General features: G+C 71.9%; 23 protein-coding genes. 7 read left to right on the plus strand and 16 right to left on the minus strand.

The genetic code is table 11. The annotated features are described in order from the left end of the window. Positions 1 to 12: 12 nt before the first annotated feature. The 3 genes from ACYVOM_RS16955 to ACYVOM_RS16965 form a co-directional block, all read right to left on the minus strand. Positions 13 to 1,782: an N-acyl-D-amino-acid deacylase family protein gene (locus ACYVOM_RS16955; RefSeq protein ID WP_460304337.1), complete on the minus strand. Its 1,770-nt coding sequence runs from the start codon at positions 1,780 to 1,782 to the stop codon at positions 13 to 15. Between the two features lie 84 nt (positions 1,783 to 1,866). Further along, on the minus strand, positions 1,867 to 2,304 hold the full coding sequence (locus tag ACYVOM_RS16960) for a hypothetical protein (RefSeq protein ID WP_460304338.1): 438 nt from the start codon (positions 2,302 to 2,304) through the stop codon (positions 1,867 to 1,869). A gap of 56 nt (positions 2,305 to 2,360) precedes the next feature. Continuing rightward, positions 2,361 to 3,425 (minus strand): hypothetical protein, encoded by a 1,065-nt coding sequence (locus ACYVOM_RS16965; protein ID WP_460304339.1) that lies wholly within the window; start codon positions 3,423 to 3,425, stop codon positions 2,361 to 2,363. A 291-nt stretch (positions 3,426 to 3,716) separates the two neighbouring features. Between ACYVOM_RS16965 and ACYVOM_RS16970 the strand changes: the two genes are divergently transcribed. Further along, the gene (locus tag ACYVOM_RS16970) at positions 3,717 to 4,325 is read left to right on the plus strand and encodes a TetR family transcriptional regulator (RefSeq protein WP_460304340.1); all 609 of its coding nucleotides are present in this window, start codon (positions 3,717 to 3,719) and stop codon (positions 4,323 to 4,325) included. An 86-nt stretch (positions 4,326 to 4,411) separates the two neighbouring features. Here ACYVOM_RS16970 and ACYVOM_RS16975 read toward each other — a convergent pair whose 3' ends face one another. From ACYVOM_RS16975 to ACYVOM_RS16990, 4 genes are all read right to left on the minus strand, one after another. Then, positions 4,412 to 5,710, minus strand: a complete 1,299-nt coding sequence (locus ACYVOM_RS16975; protein ID WP_460304341.1) for a metal-dependent hydrolase family protein — start codon at positions 5,708 to 5,710, stop codon at positions 4,412 to 4,414. 82 nt (positions 5,711 to 5,792) lie between these two features. Then, positions 5,793 to 6,722, minus strand: a complete 930-nt coding sequence (locus tag ACYVOM_RS16980; RefSeq protein WP_460304342.1) for an NADP-dependent oxidoreductase — start codon at positions 6,720 to 6,722, stop codon at positions 5,793 to 5,795. A gap of 483 nt (positions 6,723 to 7,205) precedes the next feature. Continuing rightward, positions 7,206 to 8,414 carry a cytochrome P450 gene (locus tag ACYVOM_RS16985; RefSeq protein ID WP_460304343.1) on the minus strand — a complete coding sequence of 403 codons (1,209 nt, stop codon included), beginning with the start codon at positions 8,412 to 8,414 and terminating at the stop codon, positions 7,206 to 7,208. A 332-nt stretch (positions 8,415 to 8,746) separates the two neighbouring features. Next, a complete protein-coding gene (locus ACYVOM_RS16990; RefSeq protein WP_460304344.1) occupies positions 8,747 to 9,613 on the minus strand; it encodes a LysR family transcriptional regulator in 867 nt (288 codons plus the stop codon). 71 nt (positions 9,614 to 9,684) lie between these two features. On the opposite strand from ACYVOM_RS16990, the gene ACYVOM_RS16995 reads away from it, so the two are divergent. Then, on the plus strand, positions 9,685 to 10,626 hold the full coding sequence (locus ACYVOM_RS16995; protein WP_460304345.1) for a dihydrodipicolinate synthase family protein: 942 nt from the start codon (positions 9,685 to 9,687) through the stop codon (positions 10,624 to 10,626). 346 nt (positions 10,627 to 10,972) lie between these two features. On the opposite strand, the gene ACYVOM_RS17000 is transcribed toward ACYVOM_RS16995, so the two are convergent. Continuing rightward, on the minus strand, positions 10,973 to 11,467 hold the full coding sequence (locus tag ACYVOM_RS17000; protein WP_460304372.1) for a DUF1877 family protein: 495 nt from the start codon (positions 11,465 to 11,467) through the stop codon (positions 10,973 to 10,975). 129 nt (positions 11,468 to 11,596) lie between these two features. Between ACYVOM_RS17000 and ACYVOM_RS17005 the strand changes: the two genes are divergently transcribed. Together ACYVOM_RS17005 and ACYVOM_RS17010 are read left to right on the plus strand one after the other, a co-directional pair. Further along, on the plus strand, positions 11,597 to 12,562 hold the full coding sequence (locus ACYVOM_RS17005) for a GlxA family transcriptional regulator (protein ID WP_460304346.1): 966 nt from the start codon (positions 11,597 to 11,599) through the stop codon (positions 12,560 to 12,562). Next, positions 12,562 to 13,197, plus strand: a complete 636-nt coding sequence (locus tag ACYVOM_RS17010) for a DJ-1/PfpI family protein (protein WP_460304347.1) — start codon at positions 12,562 to 12,564, stop codon at positions 13,195 to 13,197. Before ACYVOM_RS17005 ends, ACYVOM_RS17010 begins: the two co-directional genes overlap by 1 nt. An 89-nt stretch (positions 13,198 to 13,286) precedes the next feature. On the opposite strand, the gene ACYVOM_RS17015 is transcribed toward ACYVOM_RS17010, so the two are convergent. Further along, a complete protein-coding gene (locus tag ACYVOM_RS17015; RefSeq protein ID WP_460304348.1) occupies positions 13,287 to 14,291 on the minus strand; it encodes an oxygenase MpaB family protein in 1,005 nt (334 codons plus the stop codon). 86 nt (positions 14,292 to 14,377) lie between these two features. Between ACYVOM_RS17015 and ACYVOM_RS17020 the strand changes: the two genes are divergently transcribed. Beyond that, positions 14,378 to 15,010, plus strand: coding sequence for a TetR/AcrR family transcriptional regulator (locus ACYVOM_RS17020; protein WP_460304349.1), 633 nt, complete (start codon positions 14,378 to 14,380; stop codon positions 15,008 to 15,010). Positions 15,011 to 15,014: 4 nt separating this feature from the next. Here ACYVOM_RS17020 and ACYVOM_RS17025 read toward each other — a convergent pair whose 3' ends face one another. The 5 genes from ACYVOM_RS17025 to ACYVOM_RS17045 all read right to left on the minus strand — a co-directional run bounded on the left by ACYVOM_RS17025 (position 15,015) and on the right by ACYVOM_RS17045 (position 19,139). Beyond that, positions 15,015 to 16,211 (minus strand): MFS transporter, encoded by a 1,197-nt coding sequence (locus ACYVOM_RS17025; protein WP_460304350.1) that lies wholly within the window; start codon positions 16,209 to 16,211, stop codon positions 15,015 to 15,017. Between the two features lie 122 nt (positions 16,212 to 16,333). After that, on the minus strand, positions 16,334 to 17,119 hold the full coding sequence (locus ACYVOM_RS17030) for an IclR family transcriptional regulator (RefSeq protein WP_460304351.1): 786 nt from the start codon (positions 17,117 to 17,119) through the stop codon (positions 16,334 to 16,336). 47 nt (positions 17,120 to 17,166) lie between these two features. Further along, on the minus strand, positions 17,167 to 17,361 hold the full coding sequence (locus tag ACYVOM_RS17035) for a hypothetical protein (RefSeq protein WP_460304352.1): 195 nt from the start codon (positions 17,359 to 17,361) through the stop codon (positions 17,167 to 17,169). Between the two features lie 69 nt (positions 17,362 to 17,430). Next, the gene (locus tag ACYVOM_RS17040; RefSeq protein ID WP_460304353.1) at positions 17,431 to 18,825 is read right to left on the minus strand and encodes a serine hydrolase domain-containing protein; all 1,395 of its coding nucleotides are present in this window, start codon (positions 18,823 to 18,825) and stop codon (positions 17,431 to 17,433) included. After that, complete coding sequence (locus tag ACYVOM_RS17045; RefSeq protein ID WP_460304354.1) at positions 18,789 to 19,139, minus strand: UBP-type zinc finger domain-containing protein; 351 nt, start codon at positions 19,137 to 19,139, stop codon at positions 18,789 to 18,791. The genes ACYVOM_RS17040 and ACYVOM_RS17045 overlap by 37 nt, the downstream gene beginning before the upstream one ends. Positions 19,140 to 19,222: 83 nt before the next feature. Here ACYVOM_RS17045 and ACYVOM_RS17050 point away from each other — a divergent pair, with 83 nt between their 5' ends. Next, positions 19,223 to 20,731, plus strand: a complete 1,509-nt coding sequence (locus ACYVOM_RS17050; protein ID WP_460304355.1) for an alkaline phosphatase D family protein — start codon at positions 19,223 to 19,225, stop codon at positions 20,729 to 20,731. Here ACYVOM_RS17050 and ACYVOM_RS17055 read toward each other — a convergent pair. Both ACYVOM_RS17055 and ACYVOM_RS17060 read right to left on the minus strand, forming a co-directional pair. After that, a complete protein-coding gene (locus ACYVOM_RS17055; protein WP_460304356.1) occupies positions 20,704 to 22,290 on the minus strand; it encodes a recombinase family protein in 1,587 nt (528 codons plus the stop codon). The two genes, ACYVOM_RS17050 and ACYVOM_RS17055, sit on opposite strands and share 28 nt — an antisense overlap. 21 nt (positions 22,291 to 22,311) lie before the next feature. Then, positions 22,312 to 22,878, minus strand: coding sequence for a DUF4352 domain-containing protein (locus ACYVOM_RS17060; RefSeq protein ID WP_460304357.1), 567 nt, complete (start codon positions 22,876 to 22,878; stop codon positions 22,312 to 22,314). Positions 22,879 to 22,982: 104 nt separating this feature from the next. Here ACYVOM_RS17060 and ACYVOM_RS17065 point away from each other — a divergent pair, with 104 nt between their 5' ends. Beyond that, a complete protein-coding gene (locus ACYVOM_RS17065; RefSeq protein ID WP_460304358.1) occupies positions 22,983 to 23,432 on the plus strand; it encodes a hypothetical protein in 450 nt (149 codons plus the stop codon). Positions 23,433 to 23,498: the final 66 nt, after the last annotated feature.

Below are 23,498 nucleotides of genomic sequence, written 5' to 3' on the forward strand. Positions count from 1 at the left end.
CGGGCTCGGGCGTCAGGCGAGGCGGGCGGGGAGGGTGGCGGGGTCGACGGTGCCGGCGGGCTCGCCGGCGCGCAGGAAGCGGCCGGTGCGGCGGGTGCCGAAGTCGGGGGTGAAGGCGCCTTCTCCGTAGAGTTCGGTGCCGGCGACGAGGACCGCCGTGACCGCATCGTCGTTGCGGTTGACCATGCGGACGAGGCCGTCGTAGGCGTCGGCCGGGGCCTCGTGGACCTCGTCGAGGCGGGCGTCCAGGGCGGCGGGATCGACGATGACGAGGTCGGCGCGGTCGCCTTCGCGCAGGAAGCCCGCGTCGATGCCGTACCAGGCGCCGAGCTCGCCCGTCAGGCGATGCACGGCCCTCTCGACCGGCATGAAGCCCTCGCGGTGGGCGCGGCGCAGCAGGCGCAGGCCGAAGTTGTAGAAGGCCATGTTCCGCAGGTGCGCGCCCGCGTCGGAGAAGCCCATCTGGACCTCCGGCAGGCTGCTCAGCTTGTTCAGCGCGGCGGGCCGGTGGTTGGAGATCGTCGTGTGCCAGCGGACCTTGGGGCCGTGCTCGACCACGAGGTCGAGGAACGCGTCGACGGGGTGGATGCCGCGCTCGTCGCCGACCTGTCCGAAGGTCTTGCCCACGACGGACTCGTCAGGGCAGGCGACGATGTGGGCGTCGTAGAAGTCGCGGTGCCAGACGCGCGGCGTCCACTTGTTCTCGTAGTCCCGCCGGAAGCGGCGCCTGTACTCCTCGTCCTGGAGGAGGGCGTTGCGCTCGACCTCGTCCTTCAGGTGCAGGGCCGCCGCGCCGGAGCCGAACTCCTCGAAGACGACGAGGTCGATCCCGTCGGCGTGCACCTGGAACGGGACGGGCAGGTGCTGCCAGCGGAAGTCCGCGCCGAGCCGGTTCACCAGCCGGGCCAGCGGGCCCATCAGGTGCATCGCGGCAGGGTTGGCCTTGACGTCCGCGGCCGTCAGGAAACTCGTCTTCAGCGGCTTCCTGCGGCCCCTGCCGATCGACTCCAGCAGGGCCGGCACCAGCTCGTAGGGGTAGACGAGGTTCGGGATCGACTGCAGGACGCGGCCCGCGCTCCGCACGATCCGGTGCAGCCTGCGCCGCTCGGCCCGGCCCGCGAACGTCGAGGGGAGGGTGCGGGAGCGGTAGCGCTCGCCGTCGAGCTTGTCCCACGGGTTGCGCATCTCGGACAGGCCGAGCATGCCGGCCTTGAGTGCGTCGACGAGGAGGAGTTCCATCTTGCGGAGTTCCTCGGCGGAGGGTTCGACCGCCTTGTCCGTCGCGCGGCCGAGGCCCATGACGGCGGCGCGCAGATCGGAGTGGCCGAGGAAGGCCGTCACGTTCGGGCCGAGAGGCAGCTCCTCCAGGGCGGCGAGGTATCCGGCGGCGTCCTTCCAGCCGCCGCGCTCCTCCAGCGACCGTAGGACGTGCTCGCGCGGCACCGCCTCGACCCGGCTGAAGAGGTCGGCGGCGTCCAGGGGGTCGACGTGGACGGTCGACAGGGAGCAGGAGCCGAAGACGACGGTCGTCACCCCGTGCCGCAGCGACTCCCCCAGGCCCGGCCCGGAGAGCACTTCGGCGTCGTAATGGGTGTGGATGTCGATGAAGCCAGGCATCACCCACTTGCCGACTGCCTCGATGACCCGCGCGCCTTCGGCGTCGAGCGGCTCGGCGGAGACCGCCGCGAGGCGCCCGCCGGAGATCCCGAGGTCCCGGACGGCCGATGGCCCGCCCGTCCCGTCGAACCAGCGCGCGCCGCGAATGACGATGTCGTAGGCCATGCCCAAGAGGGAATCCGAATGAGGTTCATGTGTCAATGCCCCATGTGCCGAGGGGTGTGGGAGCGGGGGTACGCGCGCAGGGGGTCAGGGGCAGGTGATCTCGGCGACGACGTGGATCCGCTCGCGCTTCGGGGTGGAGGCGACGAGATCGGCGTCGACGGTGGCCCGGCGGGCCGTCGCGTCGAACGTCAGACCCTGCGCGGACACGCCTTCGAAGTCGCCGGCCTCCGACGGCCGGTCGTTGCGGTGCACTGCCATGTAGACCGACAGGACGCCGTCCTTCTCCGCGACGGACAGCGTGTAGTACGGCTGCCTGTCCTCCCAGATCGTCGCCCCGTAGGAGGTGGTTCCCTCGTAGGGCGGGTCGCACCGCACGTTCGCCTCGTCGACCTCGAAGTCGTACTCCCCGGTGACCTTGATGTCGACCGGTTCGAGGGTGACCCCGTCGGGCAGCGGGATCAGGGAGCAGCCCGTGCCGAGGAGGAGCGCCGCCAGGGCGAGTGTCCATCTGTGCTTCGTCATGCCACATCGGACTCTTCCTCCCGCGTCGGGGTTCGCCCGCCCCGGCGGCCCACCCCCTACTTGGCGCCGCCCCGGGTGAAGATGCCCCACGTCTTGGCCGCCCGGACGCCGACCGCCCACACCGACTTCGTGCCGGGCACCAGGGCCAGGCCGGGAGCGTAGACCTTGGTCGGCTCGGTCTTCCACGCGCCCGACGGGAGCAGGTGCAGGAGCCGGGGTTTGATGCCCGTGGAGGACTGGGCGTTCTCCGCGGTCTCCGCGCTGATCAGGAGGCCGCCGCGACCATCGGCGGCGATGTCGATGATGCTGGCCTTGGCGGACAGCGGCACCGTCGACCGGGTCCACTTCTTGCCGTTCCAGTGCAGCACGTAGGTGGGGCTGGAGCCGTCGACGGTCGCGACCGCGGCGGTGACCCAGACGTCCTTCGCGGAGGGGGCGTCCACCCGGTCGAGGATCATGAAGTCGTCCTCGCCGACCGCGGGCACGCCGGCGATCTCGACCCGCTTCCACGTCCCGCCGGACAGGCGGGCGAGGCCGTACCCGTCCTCGTACACGCCGATGGCGTAGTTTCCCGACAGGCCCCGCAGCGCGACCTTGGCGACGACCTGCTTCCACTTCCCGCCGCTGAAACGCCACTCCAGCGGCTTCCCGCTCTTGCTCAGGAGACCGGTGACGACCGCGCGTCCGCCGCTCAACGCCTTGATCCGCGCGTCGTCCGGGAAGCCATCGAGGGAGGCGCTGCGGGACATCCGCCACGTCTTGCCGTTCCAGCGCATGACGGCCACCTGGGACTTCCCGTTGTCGGTCAGCACGGATCCGACGGCCCATCCGCTCTTGCGCGAGGCGAAGTCCATGTCGTGGACCGCCCCCTGGAACTTCACCGGGAGCTTCGTCTTGACCACGCTCTTGCCGTTCCAGCGCCAGACGGGGACCGGCGTCCCGGGCGACCACTGGTCGCCGTAGAACCAGGTGTTGGCCTTGCCGAACGACTCGACGCTCACGAGCGGCCAACCCCCGTTCTTGCGATGCAGCTTCCAGAACTCCGCGGCGGCCGTCGCGGGGGTCCCGGTGAGCGGCACCACGAGGACGGCGGGCAGCAGGACGGCGAAGGCGCGTTTCATGGGGTCTCCGGGGGGTGAGCGACCGACGCACAGAAGTCGATCTTGCGGCGATTCGCGATTCTAGATGCGCACGGGGTGCCCGCGGTGGAAAAAGATCATCTTCGCCGACCCCGCTCCCCGGGTCCGGTGTCACTCCGGGTGACGCGGCCGATGCTGGGCATACGCCTAGCATTGCTGAGCGGATGCCCAGCATGATGAGATCGTTCCGGACGGAAGAGCAGGTGAAGTCCCATTACGATGGTCGCGCACTGCCCGGAAGATCATCCGGGTGGACGTACGGGAGGTCACGCCATGACATCGCCGCGCCGCATGGGTGCGCCCGAGGCGAAGAACCGGAGGCTCCTCCTCGACGCGGCCGAACTGCTGCTGCTCGAGGAAGGGCACACCGCGATCAGCTCGCGCAAGGTGGCGGCGAAGGCCGGGCTCAAACCCCAGCTGGTGCACTACTACTTCCGCACGATGGACGATCTCGTCCTCGCCGTCTTCCGCCGCCGCGCCGACGACGGCCTCGCCGCCCAGGCCGCCGCCCTCGCCTCCCCCCAGCCCCTCTGGGCCCTCTGGCGGTTCAGCACCGACCCGCACGGCGTCGGCATCACCATGGCCTTCGTCGGCCTCGCCAGCCGCAGCGAGGCGATCCGCGCCGAGATCGCCGCCTACTCCGAGCGCTTCCGCGCCGCCCAGACCGCCGCCCTGTCCACCGTCCTCACCCGCTACGACCTCCCCACCGACAAGTTCCCCCCCACCGTCATGATCGTCCTCCTCACCGCCATCTCCCGCGTCGTCCTCATGGAAGAGGCCCTCGGCTTCTCCACAGGCCACACCGAAACCCTGACCATGGTCGAATCCTTCATCCACTCCCTGGAAGGCACCCCCCGCCCCACCCCCGCCCTCCCCACCTGACCCCCTCCTGGCCGCGCCGCGTCGAGTCGCGTCCGCGCAGGGCCCGTTCTCCGGGGCGGTGGAGGCGCTCCTTGCTGAAGGCCGGGTCAGGAAGGGGTGGGTAGGGTGTTCTTGTAGATGTGGCCGTCTTTGACGATCAGGGTGAGGTTTCGGTCGGGGTCGGTGAAGAGGCCTAGGTCGCGGGTGGGGTCGCCCTCCACGATGAGGAGGTCGGCCCATGCGCCCGGCTCGATGACGCCGAGCCGGGCCTCCTTGTAGGGGTCGCGTTCGCCGGAGAGCCGGAACAGCTCCGCGTTGCCGGACGTCGCCATCCGCAGCGCCTCGACCGGGCTGAACCCGAAACGGCTCGACAGGAGGGTGAACATCTCGCTCTGCCTGGCGCTCCTGCGCGGATCGAGCAGCAGATCCGTCCCGAACGCGATCTTCGTCCCGCAGGCGCGCGCCCACTCGTACGTCCGGGCCACGCCGTCGCACACCTGCTTGTGCTTGGCGAGCGCGTCCGGCTCCGCCCGCGACACCGAGTCCTCGGTGAACGGCTGCGTGCTCAGCCACACGTCGTGCTCGGCCAGCAGCGCGATGGTCTCCGCGCTGCCCGCGAGGTGGCCGTGCTCGATCGAGCGGATCCCCGCGGCGACGGCGCGACGGATGCCCGTGTCGTTGTAGACGTGCGCGGCTACGTAGGTGCCCCAGTCTGCGGCGGCCTCGACGGCGGCTCTCATCTCCTCGTCGGTGAACTGGACGACGTCGAGGGGGTCGTGGAACGAGGTCACGCCGCCCCCGGCCATGATCTTGATCTGGGTCGCGCCCTTCTTGAGCTGCTCCCGGACCGCGGCGAGGACCCTGTCGCGGCCGTCGGCGACGCGCATGAAGCCGATCTCCTCGGCGCGTGAAGGCTTCCCACAGAAGACCGTCGCGTCGTCGTGGACCGCGGAGAAGTCCCCGTGTCCCGCCGTCTGGGAGAGCGCCGCCTGGCTCGGGTAGATGCGCGGGCCAGGGAAGAGGCCGGCATCGAGGACCTGCCTTAGCGCGCTCACGTCTCCGGCCATGTCGCGGACCGTGGTGAACCCGCGCATCAGCATCCGGCCCGCCTCGGCGAGCGCGTTGTAGTAGCCGACGCCGTCACCGCCGAACATCAGGCTCGGGATCGTGCTCGCCGCGGCGTACAGGTGCACGTGCGCGTCCGTCAGGCCCGGCATCAGGACCCGGCCGCCCCCGGCGATCCGCAGCGGATCGGGCGCGCTCACCCGCTCGACGATCCTGCGCCCCTCGACGCACACGTCCCGCGGGCCGCTGAGGCCGTCGCCGACCCCGTCGAACACCCGCACGCCCTCGATGACGATCGCGTCGACCCCCACCGTGCCCTCGCTCCCCGCGGATGCCCCCATCCGCCCCCTTCACCCCTCCCCCAGCGGGAGCCCGCGCACACGGGAGCGGCCCGGCGGACAGGGTCCGCCGGGCCGCCCGGGGTCAGGGGACGGTGATGACGGTGCGGCCCGACCGGACGCCGTCGGCGTATTCGGCGTGGAGGGCGGGCAGGTCGGCGAGGGGGCGGCGGGCCGCGACGTCGACGGTCAGCTCGCCCGCGTCGATCCGGGCGACGAGCGCGCCGAGCTGGGCGGCGTCGGAGCGGGCGAACATGCGCAGGGCGCGCACGCCGCGCGCCGCGTCCTCGGGCGCGGGCGTCGTCGCGCTGACCAGGACGCCGTCGTCGGCGACCAGCGCGGTGAGCGCCGCGGACTCCGCGGGCCCGGTCGGCACCAGGTTCAGCACGACGTCGTACCGCTCCGCCGACTCGGCGACGGGCGCCTCGGCGTAGTCCAGGAGGTGGGCCGCGCCGAACCCGGTGAGCCGCGCGGCGCTCGCCGAGCCCGCCGTCGCGGTGACGACGGCCCCCGCGCGGGCGGCGAGCTGCACCGCGTACCCGCCGACGGCACCGCCCGCCCCGTTCACCAGGACGGTCTGGCCCGGCACCAGGGACGCGTGCTCGAACAGCGCCTGCCAGGCCGTCACGCCGGGCGCGGGGATCGCCGCCGCGTCGGCGAGGGCGATCGAGGTCGGGGCGGCCGTCAGCAGCTCCGCCGGGACGAGCACGTACTCCGCCGACGCGCCGGGCTTCCCGAGCGGCAGGAACGCGATCACCGCGTCGTCCTCCGCCCAGCCCGTGACGTCCTCGCCCAGCTCCGCGACGGTGCCCGCGACGTCGATGCCGGGGGTGTGCGGCAGTTCCAGGGCGTAGGCCTGCTGGAGCAGACCGGCCCGGATCTGGGCGTCGACCGGGTTGAACGAGGTGGCCGCGACCCGCACCAGCACCTGCCCGCACCCGACCGACGGCCGCTCGGCCTCCTCGTGCACCAGCACGTCGGCGTCGCCATAACCGTGATACCGCACTGCCTTCATCGTCTCTCCAAGAACTCGTGCTCCGCACCCGAAGCATCCCGCGCCAGGACGATCTCCGCCGCCCTTTCCGCCAAGCCGCCCGCCCCGCACGCCACGAACCGCACGCCACGAACCGCACGCCACGAACCGGCCGACGCCGCGAGCTCCACCCTGGGCGGACCCGCCCGCGGCGCGCACCGGGCCTGGCCCGCCCGACAGGCGCTCACCTGCCGACCGCTCGACCCGGGCATCCACCCGACAGCGCGCCCCCCTCAGCCGCTCACCGCCTGTGGTCTGTCTGGCCCGTGGGAGCACTTGAGCCGGGCGCCTTAATGCGAAGAACATTGCCGCCGCGGCTCCGGGTCGGGTCGGAGGCACGGCGGCACATTTTTCGTGTTCTAGCAGCGGGCCTTTCGCAGGGTGGTTTCCCGAGCACCTATCGGATTTGACAAACGTAAGGAGAGTGACAAATGCCGCAGGTGTTGATTTTTCGGGCGGGGGGCGTCAGGCGGGGTGCAGCCAGAGCTGCTCGGGGCGGCGGGCGCCGGAGCGCTTGCGCCAGGTGAGCGGGTCGCCGGTGAGACGCAGGTCCGGGAAGCGGGCCAGGAGGGCGGAGAGAGACTCCTCGAGGACGACGATGGCGAGCCACTTGCCCAGGCAGATGTGCGGGCCCGCGCCGAACGCCAGGTGGTCGCGGGCGTTCGGACGCGCGAAGTCGACGGTGCGGGGCTCGGGGAAGACACCGGGGTCGGAGCTCGCGCCGTACTTGCCGAGGACGAGGACGCTGCCCTCGGGGATCTCGACCCCGTCGAGGACGAGGTCGCGGGCGGCGATCCGCGGCGGGCCGTCGTCGCCGCTGGCGGGCCTCGTGCGCAGCAGCTCCTGGACGGCGCCCGGGATCAGCGCGGGGTCCTCGCGGAGCGCCTCCCAGTGGGTGCGTCCCGGGACCGGGCCGTGGGTCAGCACGTGCAGGACCATCGCGGTGAGCGCGGTGGTGGTGGTCTCCCAGCCTCCGGAAATGATGTTCGCGCCGACCATGACGGCCTCCGCCGTCGTCACGTCGCCGCCCTGCGCGCCCGCGTAGGCCGACAGGACGTCGTCGCGCGGCTCGTCGCCCCGCCGCTTGTCCAGGAGGCCGCCGATGTGGGCGCACATCTCCTGGACTGCGGCGCGCGCGTCGAGAGGGTCGGAGAAGTTCAGGAACCTGTCGCCCCAGCCGACGAACAGGGGCAGGTCCTCCTTCGGCACGCCGAGGGACTCCCCCAGCACCTGGAGGGTCAGCGGCGTCGCGAAGTCCGCGACGAGGTCGAAGCGCTCCCGGCCGGCGAAGGCGGCGAGGCGCGCGTCGACGAGCTCGCGGACCCGGGCGCGCCGCCGCTCGACCTCCGCCCGCCCGAACTGCCGCGCGGCCGGCCTGCGCACCCGCAGGTGCTCCTTGCCGTGCATCGCCAGCATGGTGCCCTGGAGCGGGACGACGCCGGGGATCGGCTGCACGGGCTGCAGGAAGTCGTCCGGGCGGGTGAGGACCTCGACCAGGAGGGCGTGCCCGTTGACGAGGAACGCCGGCCGATCGGCCAGGTTCATCCAGATCGGCCAGACCCCCGGCCCGAGGTCGAAATAGACCTCGTTCAGGTATTCCGTCGGCTCCCCGCCGTCGAACGGATATCGCGGCGACCCATCATAAGGGCACTTCGCCGACCCCACATCTGACACCTGGCACCCTCCGGCCCGCGAAAAAACCTTGCAACTTCCACCGCGATCGTAATTCCCTCGCCCGAAATGATCAACGAAACCCGTTCCGTCCTATTTGCATTAACAGCCACCCCCATCCACCCCGCCCCACACCCCCACATCCACGAACCCGAACAGCCCGACCGGACGGGGAGACGGCCCGCCCTCCCTCGGAACCGGAGAGGCCGACGGCCCGAGCGCACCCTTCGCCCGGATGGCGATCCCACCGCACCCGAAGGTTCGAACACACCGGACCCTCCGGGTCTTGGGCGGCAGGGATGCAGCGGCCAGAGGTCCGAGCGGGCCCCGGGCCCTCAGGAGGGCTGGGCGGCGTGGAGGGCGGTTCGGGCGGCGGCGATGAGGGGGTGGTGCGCGGTGCCTCGGCGGTAGGCGATGCGGGTGCGGCGGCGGGTGGTGAGGGGGGTGAGGACGACAGGTGGAGGCGGGTCGGCCAGGGCGAGGTCGGGGACGAGGGCGACGCCCTGGCCTGCGGCCACGAGGGCGAGGACGGTGCCGAAATCGTCGGCGTGGTGGCGGATCCGCGGAACGAAGCCGTCCGCCTCGCAGGCGCGGACCGTCATCGTGTGGCAGAGCGTCCCGGGCGTGCCCGCGATCCACGGCGCGTCGCGGTGGGCGCGCGGCGGCCCCGCGGACAGCGCGGCGAGGTGCACGGTCTCCTCCAGCAGCGGTTCGGTCTCCAGCGCGGGATCGTCGGGCGACGCCGTGAAGTCGTACTCCTGGACGAGCGCGACGTCGATCGCGTCGGCCCGCAGCGCGTCGGGCACCGCCGCCGGATCGAGTTCGCTGACACGCAGCTCGATCCCGGGATGCGCACCGCTGAGCCGCACCAGCGCGGGCGAGAGCACCGTGCGCACGGCCGTGGGGAACGCGCCGATCCGCAGGATCCCGGTGAGCCCCGCGCGCGACGCGGCAAGTTCCGCCTCAGCCTCGGCGAGCACCGCGAGGACGGTCTCGGTGCGGACCGCGAGCCGCCGCGCCGCGGGGGTCAGCTCGACCCGGCGCCCGGTCCGCTCCAGCAGCGGCACCCCTGCCTCGCGCTCCAACGCCGCGAGCTGCTGGGAGACGGCCGAGGGCGTGTAGGACAGCGCCTCGGCGACCGCCGCGATCGTGCCGCGCCGGGCCAGTTCCCGCAGCAGACGCAGCTTGCGCACATCGAGCATCAGCCCAGCTTATGCTCAACGCGAGAAAGCCTAACTGGACCTGAAGAATCAGTCGGCGCGATCCTCGATCCATGACGTTCACCGGTCTGCACCTTCCGCTCATCACGCCGTTCACCTCCGCGGGCGCGCTCGCGGAGGACGCCCTGGAGGGGCTCGCCCACACGGCCCTCGACGACGGGGCGGCGGGCCTCGTCGCGCTCGGTACGACGGCCGAGGCCGCGTCCCTCACCGGAAGGGAGCGCGCCAGGGTCGTGGAGATCTGCGCCGCCGTCTGCGCGGAACGCGCGACGCCCCTGACCGTCGGCGTCGAGAGCGCCTCGACGGCCGCGGCCCGCGACGCCCTCGCCGCGCTCGATCACCGCGCGGCCGCGGCGATGGTGCCGGTCCCGGCCTTCGTGCGCCCTTCGGAGGACGGCGTGGTCGCCCACTTCACGGAGCTCGCCGCTCACGCGCCCGTCCCACTGATCATCTACCACATCCCCTACCGGACCGCCCGCCCGCTGAGCGCCCGCACCCTGCTCAGGCTGGCCGCCCTCCCGAACGTCGCCGGGTTCAAGTACGCCGGCGGCGGCATCGACGACACCGCGATCACCTTCATGGCCGGACGCCCCGAACGGACCGCGGTCCTCGCCGGAGACGACCGCTTCACCTCCCCGATGCTCGCCTTGGGCGCGTCGGGCGCGATCCTCGCCTCCGCCCATGTGGAGACGGCCCGCTTCGCCCGCCTCCTCGACCTCTGGCACGCCTCCCGCTTGCCGGAGGCCCGTGCCCTCGGCCACGAACTCGCCCTCCTCTCCGACGTCCTCTTCGCCGAACCGAACCCCGTCGTCGTCAAGTCCGTCCTCGCCGCCCAGGGCCGCATCCCGACCCCTGCCGTCCGCCTCCCCCTGCTGCCCGCCACCCCCGAATCCACCACCGCCGCCCTCCAGCGCCTGACCGCCCTCACCCCGCTCCCCGCCGCTCGCAGAGCCCGGAAGGAGCGCGCCGACACAAGCATGCGCCCCTCGGCATGACGACGAAGCGACCACCCCACCACGGCCCCCTGCCGAGCTGCGCGCGTGTCATCGAGCACCGACCGACACGCCAGGGCCAGCCCGAGCCGGCGCAATGACCGACCGCCGGACCACGGTCCCCGGCTCGGGCTCCTTCCGCGGCACGCGCGTGCTCCTTGACCAGTCAACCGACACGCTTGGGCGCGCGAGCGACGCAGCGACCGCCCACCACAGGCGTGGGAGGGCCTTGGAGGTGGTGTGCCGAACCCGGTGGAGCAGGACGGCTCGGCATCGCCACGGAGCTCGGGCGAGCGCGGATCCCCGGTTGAGCCCCTCCGCGCGGAGGGGGCGGCGAGGCCGTTGGGGGTCAGTCGATCCAGAGGAGGAGGGCTTCGCGTTCTCGGGCGGCGGCGCGGACGAAGGTGCGGAGGGGTTCGTAGAAGGATTGGACCTCGGTCAGGGCGTCGGGGGAGGACCACTTGCCCGATGGGTAGAGGTCGGCGGCGGCGAGGTCGGCTGGGGAGAGGCCTTCGGTAAGGGCGGCGAAGGGAGTGTCGGCCAGGGCCAGGGCGGCCTCGGCGACTTCGTCGGGCTCCAGGTAGCGGGGCGGGCCGTGGCCCCAGCCTTCGGCGGCGAACTCCTTGCCGCCGTGCACGAGGTCGACGGGGAAGGCCGCGCGGGACAGCAGGAACGCCAGCGCCTGCCAGGCCCAGGCCACGCTCAGCGTGCGGGCGCGCGCCACGGGCGGAGGCGCCTCGCCCTCCGCCTGCTCCAGCGCCTCGACGTACCCGCGCGCCCACTTCTCGTCGACGATGGCGGCCCCGAGTTTGCGCGCCGTGATCCTCGCGTACCTGCCGTTCATGCTCACCGTTCCAGGCTACGAGCGGAGTACGACATTTTCGGGAACCGCGCGGACACGGCGCGCGACGATGGCAGGAAAGGTGGGGTATCCGTCATTGCCGCCTTCGGGCTCCGCTGCGAGGCTGGCGGCATGGGAGCACGCGGCGTCCTCATCGTCCTGTTCGACGGGGTGCAGAGCCTCGACGTCACCGGTCCCCTGGAGGTCTTCCAGGGGGCGGCCGAAGCCGTCCCCGACGCGTACGCGGTCACGACCGCCGCGCCGGGCGGCCATGCCGTCCGGACCTCCTCGGGCCTGCGTCTGCTCCCGGACACCGACCTCGCCCGGGCCGGTGCCCCGCACACGCTCGTCGTGCCGGGCGGCGCGGGCACGGCGCGTCCGCAGCCCGCCCTCGTGGCGCGCGTCCGCGCGCTGGCCGAAGGGGCGGAGCGCGTGGTGTCGGTGTGCACGGGCGCGTTCCTGCTCGCCGAGGCCGGGCTGCTCGACGGACGCCGCGCGACCACCCACTGGGCGTACTGCGCCACGCTGGCGCACCGCTACCCGAACGTGCGGGTCGATCCCGACCCGATCTATGTCCGGGACGGGCGCGTCGCGACGTCGGCGGGCGTCACCACGGGCATCGACCTCGCACTCGCGCTCGTCGAGGAGGACCTCGGCCGCGACCTCGCCCTGCTCGCCGCCCGCCATCTCGTGGTGTTCCTGCGCAGACCGGGCGACCAGGCCCAGTTCAGCACCCAGCTCGCGGCCCAGACCGCGGCCCGCCGCCCGCTGCGCGACGTGCAGCGCTGGATCGACGAGCATCCGGGCGAGGACCTGTCGGTCGACGCGCTCGCCCGGCGCTGCGCGCTGTCCCCCCGGCACTTCGCCCGCGCGTTCGCCGCCGAGGTCGGCATGACGCCCGGCCGGTACGTCGAAGGCGTCCGGGTCGAGGCGGCCCGGCGCCTGCTGGAGGACACCGACCAAGGCATCGCGCAGATAGCGCGTGCCTGCGGGTACGGCACTCCCGAGGCGATGCGGCGCGCGTTCCTGCGCGCGCTCCACGTGCCGCCCTTGGAGTACCGCCGCCGCTTCCACCCTCACCCGACCGGAGGAACCTGATGCAGGTAGCCATCCCGCTCTACGAGGGCTTCACGGCCCTCGACGCCGTCGGCCCCTACGAGATCCTGTCGCGCATCCCCGACACGGAGGTCGTCTTCACCGCGACCCGGCCGGGCCCGGTACGGACGGACATGGGCAGCCTCGCCCTCACCGCGGACGCCTCCTTCGGGGAGGTGCCGTCCCCGGACGTCTTCCTCGTCCCCGGCGGGCCGGGCACCGCGGAGGCGCTCAACGACGCGGCGCTGCTCGACTGGATCCGCCGCGCCGACGCGGGCGCGACCTGGGCGGCGTCGGTCTGCTCCGGCTCCCTGCTGCTGGCCGCCGCGGGCCTCCTCGACGGGCGCCGCGCGACGTCCCACTGGATCTGCATGGAGTTGCTCGAGGCGTTCGGCGCCGTCGCCGTCGCCGACCGGGTCGTGCTGGACGGCAAGTACGCCACGGCCGCGGGCGTCTCGGCCGGTATCGACCTGGCGCTGCGGCTCGCCGGGGTCCTCGCGGGCGACCGGGTGGCCGAGTCGATCCAGCTCGTCGTCGAGTACGACCCGCAGCCGCCCTATGACGCGGGCTCCACCGCGAAGGCCCCGGCGTCGATCGTCGAGGCCATGCGGGCCAGCAACCTCGTCGTGACGGCCTGACGCAAACGAACGGGTCCGTCGGCCGCGTCAGGCCGACGTCTGCGGCGCCCGGCCGTCGCGGCTCCACGCCGCGACGGCCGGGCGCCGCGTCAGATGCCCGCCTCGACCTCTTCCCTGCTGCGGAAGGGGTCGGCCTCAAGGGGCGCGGTCGAGACGACCGGTTCCCTGGTGATCCCGCCGGCGACGCGTTCCTTGGCCTCCCGGAACTCGCGGATGGGTCCGGCCGCCTCGTGCAGTCCGTTCAGCGCGAGCCACAGCGCGCCGCGCTTGAACTTCAGCTCGACGCGGTTGGGCGGCCGGTACAGGCAGAGCTTCTGGGCCCAGCGCGGAAGGAGGTCCCGGGCGGCCCAGTCCATGAAGGCGCTGCCGGGGGCCCACGGAGGGATCCCGTTGCCTTCGACGTTCGGTCCCGTCTGGAACGCCTTGATGGGCGTGAGCGCGAGCTTAGGCAGGTACGACTCCAGGCATTCGAGCGTCTCCGCCTTGGTCGTAGGCAGGTCGGTGCCTCCGAGGGCCTCTCCGACGCGGACGAACTCGCCGTAGTACCGGTCGAGCTCTTTTCCGCGCAGCGGCTTGGCGTGGTACCGCTCGTGCGCGGTGGCGAGGCCCCAGACGACGGTCGCGTAGTTCCACCGCAGCCAGTCGGGGTCGTCGGCGTCGTAAGGCAGCCCGTCGGGGCGGACCCCCTTGACGGTGTGGTGCATCGCCCGGACGGTCTTGGCGAGCTTCTCGGCGGTCGCGGTGGTCCCGTAGGCGGTGCCGACGAAGAACGACACGGAGTGGCCGAGGCGCACCGCGGCCCCTTCGGGGTCGATCCCGCCGGTGGCCTTGCCGTCGACGCGCTCGACGAGCCTGGAGTGGTCGTGTCCCATCCAGCTGATGCTCGGGTCGAGGCCTTCGATGTAGGCGGCGGCGACGAGGCCGAGGACGAGCGTCGGCAGGTGGGAGTGCACGTACCAGACGGCGCTGTCGGGCCCGAACCAGCCGGGGTCGCCCTTGGGTTCGGCGAAGTCGAGGCCGCGGAAGAATCTCCGCCGGATCTCCGCGTCGAAGGCCGCGTCGAACCGGGTGGCGATGGGGTTGGCGACGGACATCCCGTGCTCCCTGGATTTTGTGGCTACGAGTGTCACCAGAATAGGTTTCTGGGTACGCCTGTGTCCAGACTTGGTAGGCTGCCTTCATGGCGACACAAGGGGGCGGCGCGGCCACGCGCTGGGCGGGCGTGCCCGTCGCGCGCCGCAGGGACGAGCGGCGCGACATGCTCGTCCAGGCCGCCTTCCGGCTGTTCGGCGACGAGGGCGAGGCGGCGCTGACCGTCCGCGCGGTCTGCCGCGAGGCGGGCCTGCACACCCGCTACTTCTACGAGAACTTCACCGACACCTCGCTGCTCCTGGCCGCCGTCCACGACCGGGAGGCGACGGCCCTGGGAGAGGCCCTTCTCAGCGCGCTGGAAGACGCGGGCCCCCAGCCCGAGCCGCGCATCCGCAAGGGCGTCACCGCGGTGCTGCGCTTCCTCAGCGCCGACCCCCGGCGCGGCCGCATCCTGTTCGCCGAGGCGCACGGCGACGAGGTGCTCTCCGCGCGCCGCCGCGCCGCGCAGACCGAGCTCCTGGAAGCCCTTCTCGAGATGACCCGGGTCCCCGATCCGCCGCCGGCCCTCGTCGTCGCCGCCACGATGTTCACCGGCGCCATGTCGGAGCTGGCCAGGCAGTGGGCCGAAGGCCGCCTGGGCGACGACCTCGACGGCGTCGTGGAGACCGCGGTGGCCCTCGCCCTCGCGTTCCACGACGCCGCCGTGCGCGCTGCCTCCTGAGCCGTCAGGCCGCGACGCGGTCCATGGCGGCGGCCCTGGCGCGGACGGCCAGGACCGCGACCGCGCCGAGCGCGCCGACGACCGCGAAGGCGTAGAAGCCCCACGGGTAGGCGGTGCCCGCGGTGACCATGGCCCCGCCGAGGATCGGCCCGGTGATGGCGCCGAGGCGGCCGACGCCGGCCGCGGTGCCCATCGCGGTGGCGCGGCCCTGGTCGGGGTAGACCGAGGCGACGTAGGCGTAGACCAGCACCTGGGCGCTGAAGACGAAGCAGCCGGTGAGGAAGACCGCGCCGTAGAGCGCGACGCCGGGCAGCTTGATGCTCAGCAGCGCCAGGAAGACCGTCGCGCCGCCGAACCAGGCGAGGACGGCCGGGCGCACGCCGACCCGGTCGGCGACGAACCCGGCGACGAGCAGGCCGGCGATGGCGCCGAGGTTGAGCGTCAGCAGCAGGCCGAGGGACGCGCCCAGCGGGTAGCCCGCCTCACGCATGATCGTCGGCAGCCAGGTGTTGAGGCCGTAGACGAGCAGCAGGCCCATGAAGGACGCGACCCAGAAGGCGAGGGTCGACAGGGCGAGGCCCCCGCGGAACAGGGCGCGGACCGACGCGAGGCCGGAGGCGCCGCTGGAGCGCTCGAACGCCTCGGACTCCGGCAGGTGCTTGACCATCAGGGGCACGAGCACGAGCGCGGGCAGCGCCCCGACCACGAACATGGCCTGCCAATGCGGCAGGATCGCGAGGCCGAGCAGAGCCGTCAGGACGGCGCCGACGTGGTAGCCGGTCATGATCAGGGTGGTGGCGCGGCTGCGCCGCTCGCCGGTGGAGTACTCGTTGACCAGGGTGAGCGCGATCGGGAGGCAGCCGCCCAGGCCCAGCCCGGCGAGGAAGCGGAGCGCGCCGAACATCACCGCGGACTGGGCGAAGGCGCACAGCAGGGTGAGGATCGAGAAGATCACGATGGAGCCGATCAGGGCCTTCCGGCGGCCGATCCGGTCGGTGATCGGACCGACCGCGATGGCGCCGATCATCATGCCGATCAGGCTGGTCGTGGTGATCGTGGTGGCCGTCGCGGGCGTCAGGCCCCAGACCTCATCGCCGAGAAGGACGGGCAGGACGGTGCCGAGCACGACGAGATCGAAGCCGTCCAGCAGGACCGCCGCCCAGCACAGCAGCGTCACCTTGCGTGCGGACCGATTGTTCATGAGGGCCTCTCGGGGGATGGGGAGAAGTGTGAGCTGAGTCCCACGAGTGGCCAGTTTTCCCAGTGACGCGCCCCACACCGGACGGAATCTTCCGCTGAGTGGAAGACCAAGGCAAAATCCCGTCAGCCCAGGACCGATTCGGCGGGGATCTCCGACGTCCCGCGGGCCGCGACGTCGCGGGAAAGCGATCTCGCCTCGGCGACGACCGCGGGGGCGAGCCTCCGGACGTCGGCGGCGCCGCTCCGGGCGACCAGGGAGAGCGCGGCCACCACGGCGCCCCGGGCGTCGCGGACCGGGGCGGCCACCGAGCAGGACCCGAGCGTCATCTCCTCCCGGGTCACCGCGAAGCCCTCCCGCCTGATCTCGGCGAGCTCGGCGCGCAGCCGCGCGGCGTCGGTGATCGTCCGGCGGGTGTGCGCCGTGAGGCCGTCCGCGATCACCCGGTCGAGGAGCGTCTCCGGCCCGTACGCGAGGAAGATCTTCCCGACGCCGGTCGCGTGCAGCGGCAGCTCCGTGCCCGCCCGCGAGACGATGGGCACCGACCGGGGTCCCCGGATCCGCTCCAGGTAGAGCGCCCGCCCCTCCCGGAGGATCGCCAGCTGCACGTTCTCGTGGGTCGCCGCGTAGAGGTCCTGCATGAAGGGCAGCGCGAGCTCCCGCAGCGCCGTCGCCGACGACGCCCGCGCCGCGATCTGCCACAGCCTGAGCCCCACCCGGTACGACCCGTCCGCGCGGCGCTCCAGGAACCCGCCGGCCGCCAGCTCGCCGATCAGCCGGTGCCCGGTCGCGAGGGGCAGCCCGGTCCGCCGGCAGATCTCGGTGAGCGTCAGCGCGTGGTCGCCCGGCGCGAACGCGTCGAGAATGCCCATGATCTTCGCCGTCACCCCGGGGACCTTGGACTCCTTCATCTCTTCACGTTATGCGACCGGCCGACGCCGCTTCGCGCCGGAGCGCCTCAGCCCTCGACGGCGGTCGCCGGACCCCGCCCCACGGCCAGCTTCACCACCTCGTCCGGGCAACCCGCGCCTCCCGTGTCCAGGCTCTCGGCGGTGTCGGGGGCGAGCAGCGCGCAGGCCCCCGCACCGTCCTTCCCGGCCACCGCCGCGGTGAACGCCTCCGCCCGGGAGGCCATCTCGCCCGTGTCGGGCATCGCGCAACCAACCAGGACGGGCCCAGGACGGCGAGGAGCGGCGCAGCCTTCCCCATCCCGGGCACCCGTTCAGCCTCCAGGGGTGGGCGGGGTCGCCGGAATGGGCGTGTGGAACGTGCGTGGCGGCGTGGTCACCGGCGACGGGGAGGCGGTCGGGGTGCGGGTCGGGGTCGCGGTCGGCGTCGCCGTCCGCGTAGGCGACCCGTTGAAGGACCGCGTGGCCGTCGGCGCGGGTGTCGCGGGGGCCGGCGTCGGCGTGGCGGTCGCGGCGCCCGTCGGCGAGGCCGGCAGCGTGTACACGTGCGCGGGCGTGACGATCGACGTGACGGCCTGGGCGAACAGCGTGCTCACCTCGTTCCCGTCATGCGGGATGTCGGTGTTGGCCAGGACGACGAGGGTCGCGTCCTCCTCGGGAAGCTGCACGGCCACCGTCTGGTACCCGGGGAGCGAGCCGTTGTGGCCCAGCCACCCGTGGTCGTAGAAGATGCCCAGCCCGTACCGCAGCCCCGGGACCCCTGAAGAGGGCGCCTTCAGCCGCTCCGCCTGCGTCTCGGGCTTGAGGAGGGCGCCTTCGGCGAGCGCAGGCGCCCACTTCCTCATGTCCTCCAAGGTGGAGGTCATGGCGCCCGCGGCCCACGCCCACGAAGGGTTCCAGTCCGTGGCGTCGACGACCTTCCCGTCGTCCTGCGCGGTGTACCCGTGCGCGTGCGGTTCCGGGAAATCGGCGTCGGTGGGGAAGGCGGTGTCTTGCAGCCTCGCCGGCTCGATCACCTCTGTCGTCAGGTAGTCCTGGAGGTCTTTGCCGGACGCCTTCTCGACGGCGAGGCCGAGCAGGACCGTGTTGGTGTTGCTGTACTGGAAGCGCTCGCCGGGCGCGAACTGCGCCGGATGGTCGAAGCTGAAGTCGAGCAGCTCACGGGGCGTCCAGGGCCGCTTCGGGTTCGCCAGCATCTCCTTCTCCCACTGCGGGTCCTCGGAGTAGTTGAACAGGCCGCTGCGCATCTCGGCGAGCTGCCTGAGCGTGATGTTCCGCCCGTTCGGGACGCCGCTCACATGGGCCGAGATCGGATCGTCCAGGCCCAGCAGGCCGTCGTCGACGAGCTTCAGCAGGGCGGTCACGGTGAAGGTCTTGGTGACGCTGCCGATCCGCATGTGCAGGTCGGTGCTCATCGCCGTGCTCTCGTCCTTGTCGGCGACGCCGAAGGCCCGCACGTACGGGTCACTGCCGGGCCGCCAGAAGCCCACGATGACGCCCGGGACGTTCGCCTCCCGCAGGACGCCCTTGACCGCGTCGTCGAGCCGCGCCGCGGTCGCCGCGTCGATCGGCACCGCCGACGGGGAGGGCGACCTCAGCACCTGGAGCGCGTTCGGCGAAGCGGGCCTTTCCCCGCAGCCCTGCGCCGTCAGCAGCAGCACCAGCGCCGCCGTCAGGACGGGACCAGAAGCACCTCGTCGTGGAAGCACCAGCCCCACCCTTCCCCCGGTTCGACGGAGCGGACGAGGGGGTGCCCGTGCGCGGTGAAGTGCGCCCGGGCGTGCCCCATCGGTGAGGTGTCGCAGCAGCCCACATGTCCGCAGGTCAGGCACTCTCGCAAGTGCACCCAGCGGGTACCGGCCCGCGCGCAGCCATCACAGCCGCGGGCCGTGCCGACGGACGCGGCGGCCGCGTCGTCCACGTGAACACAGCTCCGGTCCGTCGGCACGCATCTCTCGTCCGCCGCGACCCTCCACCGCATTGCGCTCCCCCTCGTGTCGCGTGACCTCCGCGTGCGCCTCATCCCCGGTTCACCCGCTCGCCACACGCCGGACCGACGGCCACAGCACGATCTTGGTCGTAACCCGACCCGTCTTGGAGCAGCACATGTCCTTCTCCCGCCGCGACCTGCTGCGCACCGGCCTCGTGGCCGGCGGCGCGCTCGCCGTCCCCGGTGCCTTCGCCGCCCCCGCGCTGGCCCGTGTCCGCCCGTCGATCACCCACGGCGTGCAGTCCGGTGACGTCGCCGGCGGGCGCGCCCTCGTCTGGACCCGCGCCGACCGCCCGTCCCGCATGTTCGTCGAGTACGCGACCCGCCCCGACTTCCGCGGCTCCCGGACCGTCCGCGGCCCGTGGCTCACCCCTGGCAGCGACCTCACCGGCCAGGTCCGCATCGCCGGCCTGCCCTCGGGACGCGACATCCACTACCGGGTGACGCTCGACGACGGCCGCGCCGAGTCCGCGCCCGAGATCGGCTCGTTCCGGACCGCGCCCGAACGGGGCGGGGACGTCAGCTTCGTGTGGGCGGGCGACCTCGCCGGCCAGGGCTGGGGCATCAACGAGGCCTTCGGCGGCTACAGGATCTTCGCCGCGATGGCGGCGACCCGCCCCGACTTCTTCCTGTGCAGCGGCGACTGGGTCTACTCCGACGGCCCCCTCGCCGAGACCGTCGCGCTCCCCGACGGCACCACGTGGAAGAACCTCGTGACCGAGGAGAAGGCCAAGGTCGCCGAGACCCTCGCCGAGTACCGCGGCCAGTTCCGCTACAACCTCCTGGACGCGCACGTGCGGGCGTTCAACGCGCAGGTCCCGATCGTCTACCAGTGGGACGACCACGAGGTCCGCAACAACTGGTACCCCGGCCAGATCCTCGACGACGTCCGCTACACCGAGAAGAGCGTCGACGTCCTCGCCGCGCGCGCCTCCCAGGCCGCCCACGAGTACATGCCGATCACCCCCGGCAAGACCCTCTACCGCAAGATCTCCCACGGCCCCGACCTCGACGTCTTCGTCCTGGACATGCGGACCTACAAGAACCCCAACACCGCGAACCTGGAGACCGACGGCCCCGGCCTGCTCGGCCCCGAGCAGACCGCCTGGCTGAAGCGCGAACTGCGCGCCTCCCGCGCCACCTGGAAGATCATCGCCAACGACCTCCCGATCGGCCTCATCGTCCCCGACGGCGCCGTCGACCAGGAGGGCGTCGGCAACGTCGACGCGGGCCTGCCCAAGGGCCGCGAACGCGAGATCGCCGACGTCCTGCGCGACGCCCACCGCCACGACGTCACCGGCATCGTCTTCCTCACGGCCGACGTCCACTACACCGCGGCCCACCATTACGCCCCTGAGCGCGCCGTTTTCAAGGACTTCACGCCCTTCTGGGAGTTCGTCGCCGGCCCCCTCAACGCCGGCACCTTCGGTCCCAACACCCTCGACCCGACCTTTGGCGCAGCACAAGACTTCATCAAGGTCGGTCCGCGGGCGAACGCGTCCCCGGCCGAGGGCGCGCAGTTCTTCGGGCACGTCGCGCTGGACGGCCGGACGAAGGTGCTGACGGTGCGGCTGATCGATCTGAACGGCGTCGTGCTCTACACCAGGGCGCTCGATCCCGCCTGATTGCGGAACTGCCCGGTCGGCCCACAGCACGGGTCGTCGCACGGCTCCCATAGGGGGGTGACGACGATCCGTGCTGGCTGTCGTGGCCCTGTCGGGTAGGCCTTGACGTGCCGGAGGATCTGGCTGAGCAGCTGGCGTTTGGGTGAGGGCCTCAGGAATTCCCATTCGGCGATGAGCCCTGCGACGAGGGGGCCGTAGTCGGTCTCGGTGGGCTGGCTGGTCGTCGAGGTGGCGAGGGCGAGGTCTTCCTCGGCGTCGGCGCGGTCTTTGAGGAGGCGTTTGCGGGCGAGGTCGTAGACGTCGGCGGGCATGTCGGGGTCGGTGGCCTTGTCGACGAGGAGGCGGGAGAGCGCGCCGTTGGCTCGCTCGATCCTGGCTTGCGCATCGGCTGCGGCGCGGTCTGCGTTCGCTCGGGTCTGGCGTGTGGCTTCGGTGACGGCGGCCTGGGCGGAGATGTCGCCGTCCCAGCTGCGCAGCGCGTCGAGGACGGCGGCTTCGAGGTGGCGGCGGAGGGGCCAGACGCCGGGGCAATCGCGGTAGTCGCGCCAGCGGGTGCAGCGGAAGCAGTAGCCCTTCTCCCTGTTTTGGGTGTGGGCGACCATAGCGGAAGAGCAGAGGCCGCACCGGACGTGTCCGGAGAGGGCGTAGTCGGAGGCGATCCGCTTGGGGTGGAGGGTGCGGGCGATGCCGCGGCGGTCCTGGTAGGCGTCCCACACGTCGGGGTCAATGAGGGCTTCGTGGGCGCCGGGGAGGTAGAGGCTGCGGCGGCACTGCTGCGGCTTGCCGCAGTGGCAGTCGGGGTGGTGTTTGCGGAGCAGTCCGGCGGCCCAGCCGGAGTCTAGGACGATGGTGAGGGCCTGTTCGCTCCAGGTACGCCCGTGTGCGTTAAGGATGCCGTCGGCTTTTAGAGCGCGGACGAGGTCGCCCATGGAGGTGCCGGTGGCGTATTGGGTGTAGCAGTCAGCGTGGCGGATCGGGTCCCAGGTGTCCCAGGTGACGAGGTATGCCTCGGGGGTGGTGGGGTCGCGGAGGGTGTGGTTGGGGTCGATGGGGTGGGGGATGCGGCCTACTCGGCGGTAGCCCCAGCGTTCTCCGGCGAAGGCGGGCAGGCCGATCGCCTCGCGGTGGGCTCGGATGTTCGCCCAGCCCTCACCGATAAAGTCGGACTGCATTTCGGCCATGGCGAGGGCGTTGGTGATGGAGTACTTGCCCATCGCGGTCTCGGGGTCGAAGGGCTCTGTGGCGCTTCTGACCTGGCCGCCCTTGTCCCGGACGCGCCCGATGTTGGCAAGGCTGTCGCGGGTGTTGCGGCCCCATCGGTCGTACCGCCAGACGAGGATCTCGCGGATTTCGCCGGCCTCGACGCGCTCGATGGCGTTCATGACTCGGCGCTTGAAGTTCCTGCCGGTCGTGTCGAGGTCGACAATCCAGTCGACGATCTCGCGGCCGTTCACGATGGCCCAGCTGGTGATGATGCTCCGCTGGATCTCCGGCGAGATCATCTCCTCGCGCTCCTGAGAGACGCGGACGTACCCGATGGCCGGGATAGGGGTGGTCATGATGCTCCGGGGTGTCAGCTGCTACTTCAGGAGGGCCTCGATGGGCGTTGCACCGCCGCTGCTCTTCAGGAGGATCGTCTCCGGCACGGTGCCTACGGGGAGGTCGTAGGCGAGGGTGACCTGTGCCTCTTGGTCCGGGGCGACCTGTACGTAGATCGGAACCTGCTGCGGGCTGAGGGAGAAGGCGGACGCGATTGCGTTTGGCCGGTATGTCGTGCCTGCGGACGTGACGGCTTGGTCGGCTCCGGCGAAGTCCGTGGTCGCGGTGCCAGTGTTCTTCACGGCCAGCATGACGGCCCACCAGGCCCCAGCGGCGGTCTGCTGCGTGGCTCCGGTGCCGATGTTCGTGCCCAGCGTCTCGACTTTGACGACCTTGACGGTCAGCAGGCCGACGGCGACGTCGGCGCCTACGGGCTGCGGCTGGGGAGGGGCGGACGCCGTGGGTATCGCGGCGGCGTTCGGGATGGTCGCGACGTCGGGTGGCGTCGGCGCGGGGGCGAGTTCGGTGCCGGTTTCGGTGCTGAGGGTGGTGAGGGCGATGGTGACCTGCGCGAGCTGGGCGGCGGTGGCGGTGGTGTGCGTCGTCATGGCTCCATCTTGTACAACTTCTCTATGTTGTACAAGACCTATGCCGAACGGGCATGGATGTTGTGCCAGTTGCCCAACTTGTACAAGCCTGAGATGCTGACCAGATGGAGACCAGACGGCTGAAGAGCCACGAAGTCCGCCGCGACATGCGCGACGTCCTCGACTTCGTCCGAACCGGCGGAACGGTCATCGTTGAGCACTACAACCGGCCCGTCGCCCGCATCACCGCCTGCCGAGCCGGAAACGCGGGCCCCAAGGTCGAGCTCTACGAAACCGGTATCGACGAGCTGACCCTCACCTTCGGTGATCAGGTGTGGGATCTCGGCGCCTACACATCGGCGAGAGCGGGGCAGTTCGTCGTGGATGCCCAGCACATCGAGAACGGGGACTGGGAGGTGGACGAGGAGAGCGAGCGGCCACCCACGAACACCTACAACATGGCCCCGGTGGCGGAGTTCGGCGACGGTGAGATTCTGCTGTTCGTCGACCCAATGGCGCTTCGGCCCACGACGCACGATTACATCGGCGAAGCGGCGATTCTGCTCCGCAAGTAGCACTGGCCCTAGAGCGTGTCCGGTGGATCTTGGTTGAGCCAGAGGAGGGCGCTGACCAGGGTGATG

The organism is Actinocorallia aurea, assembly GCF_054783995.1.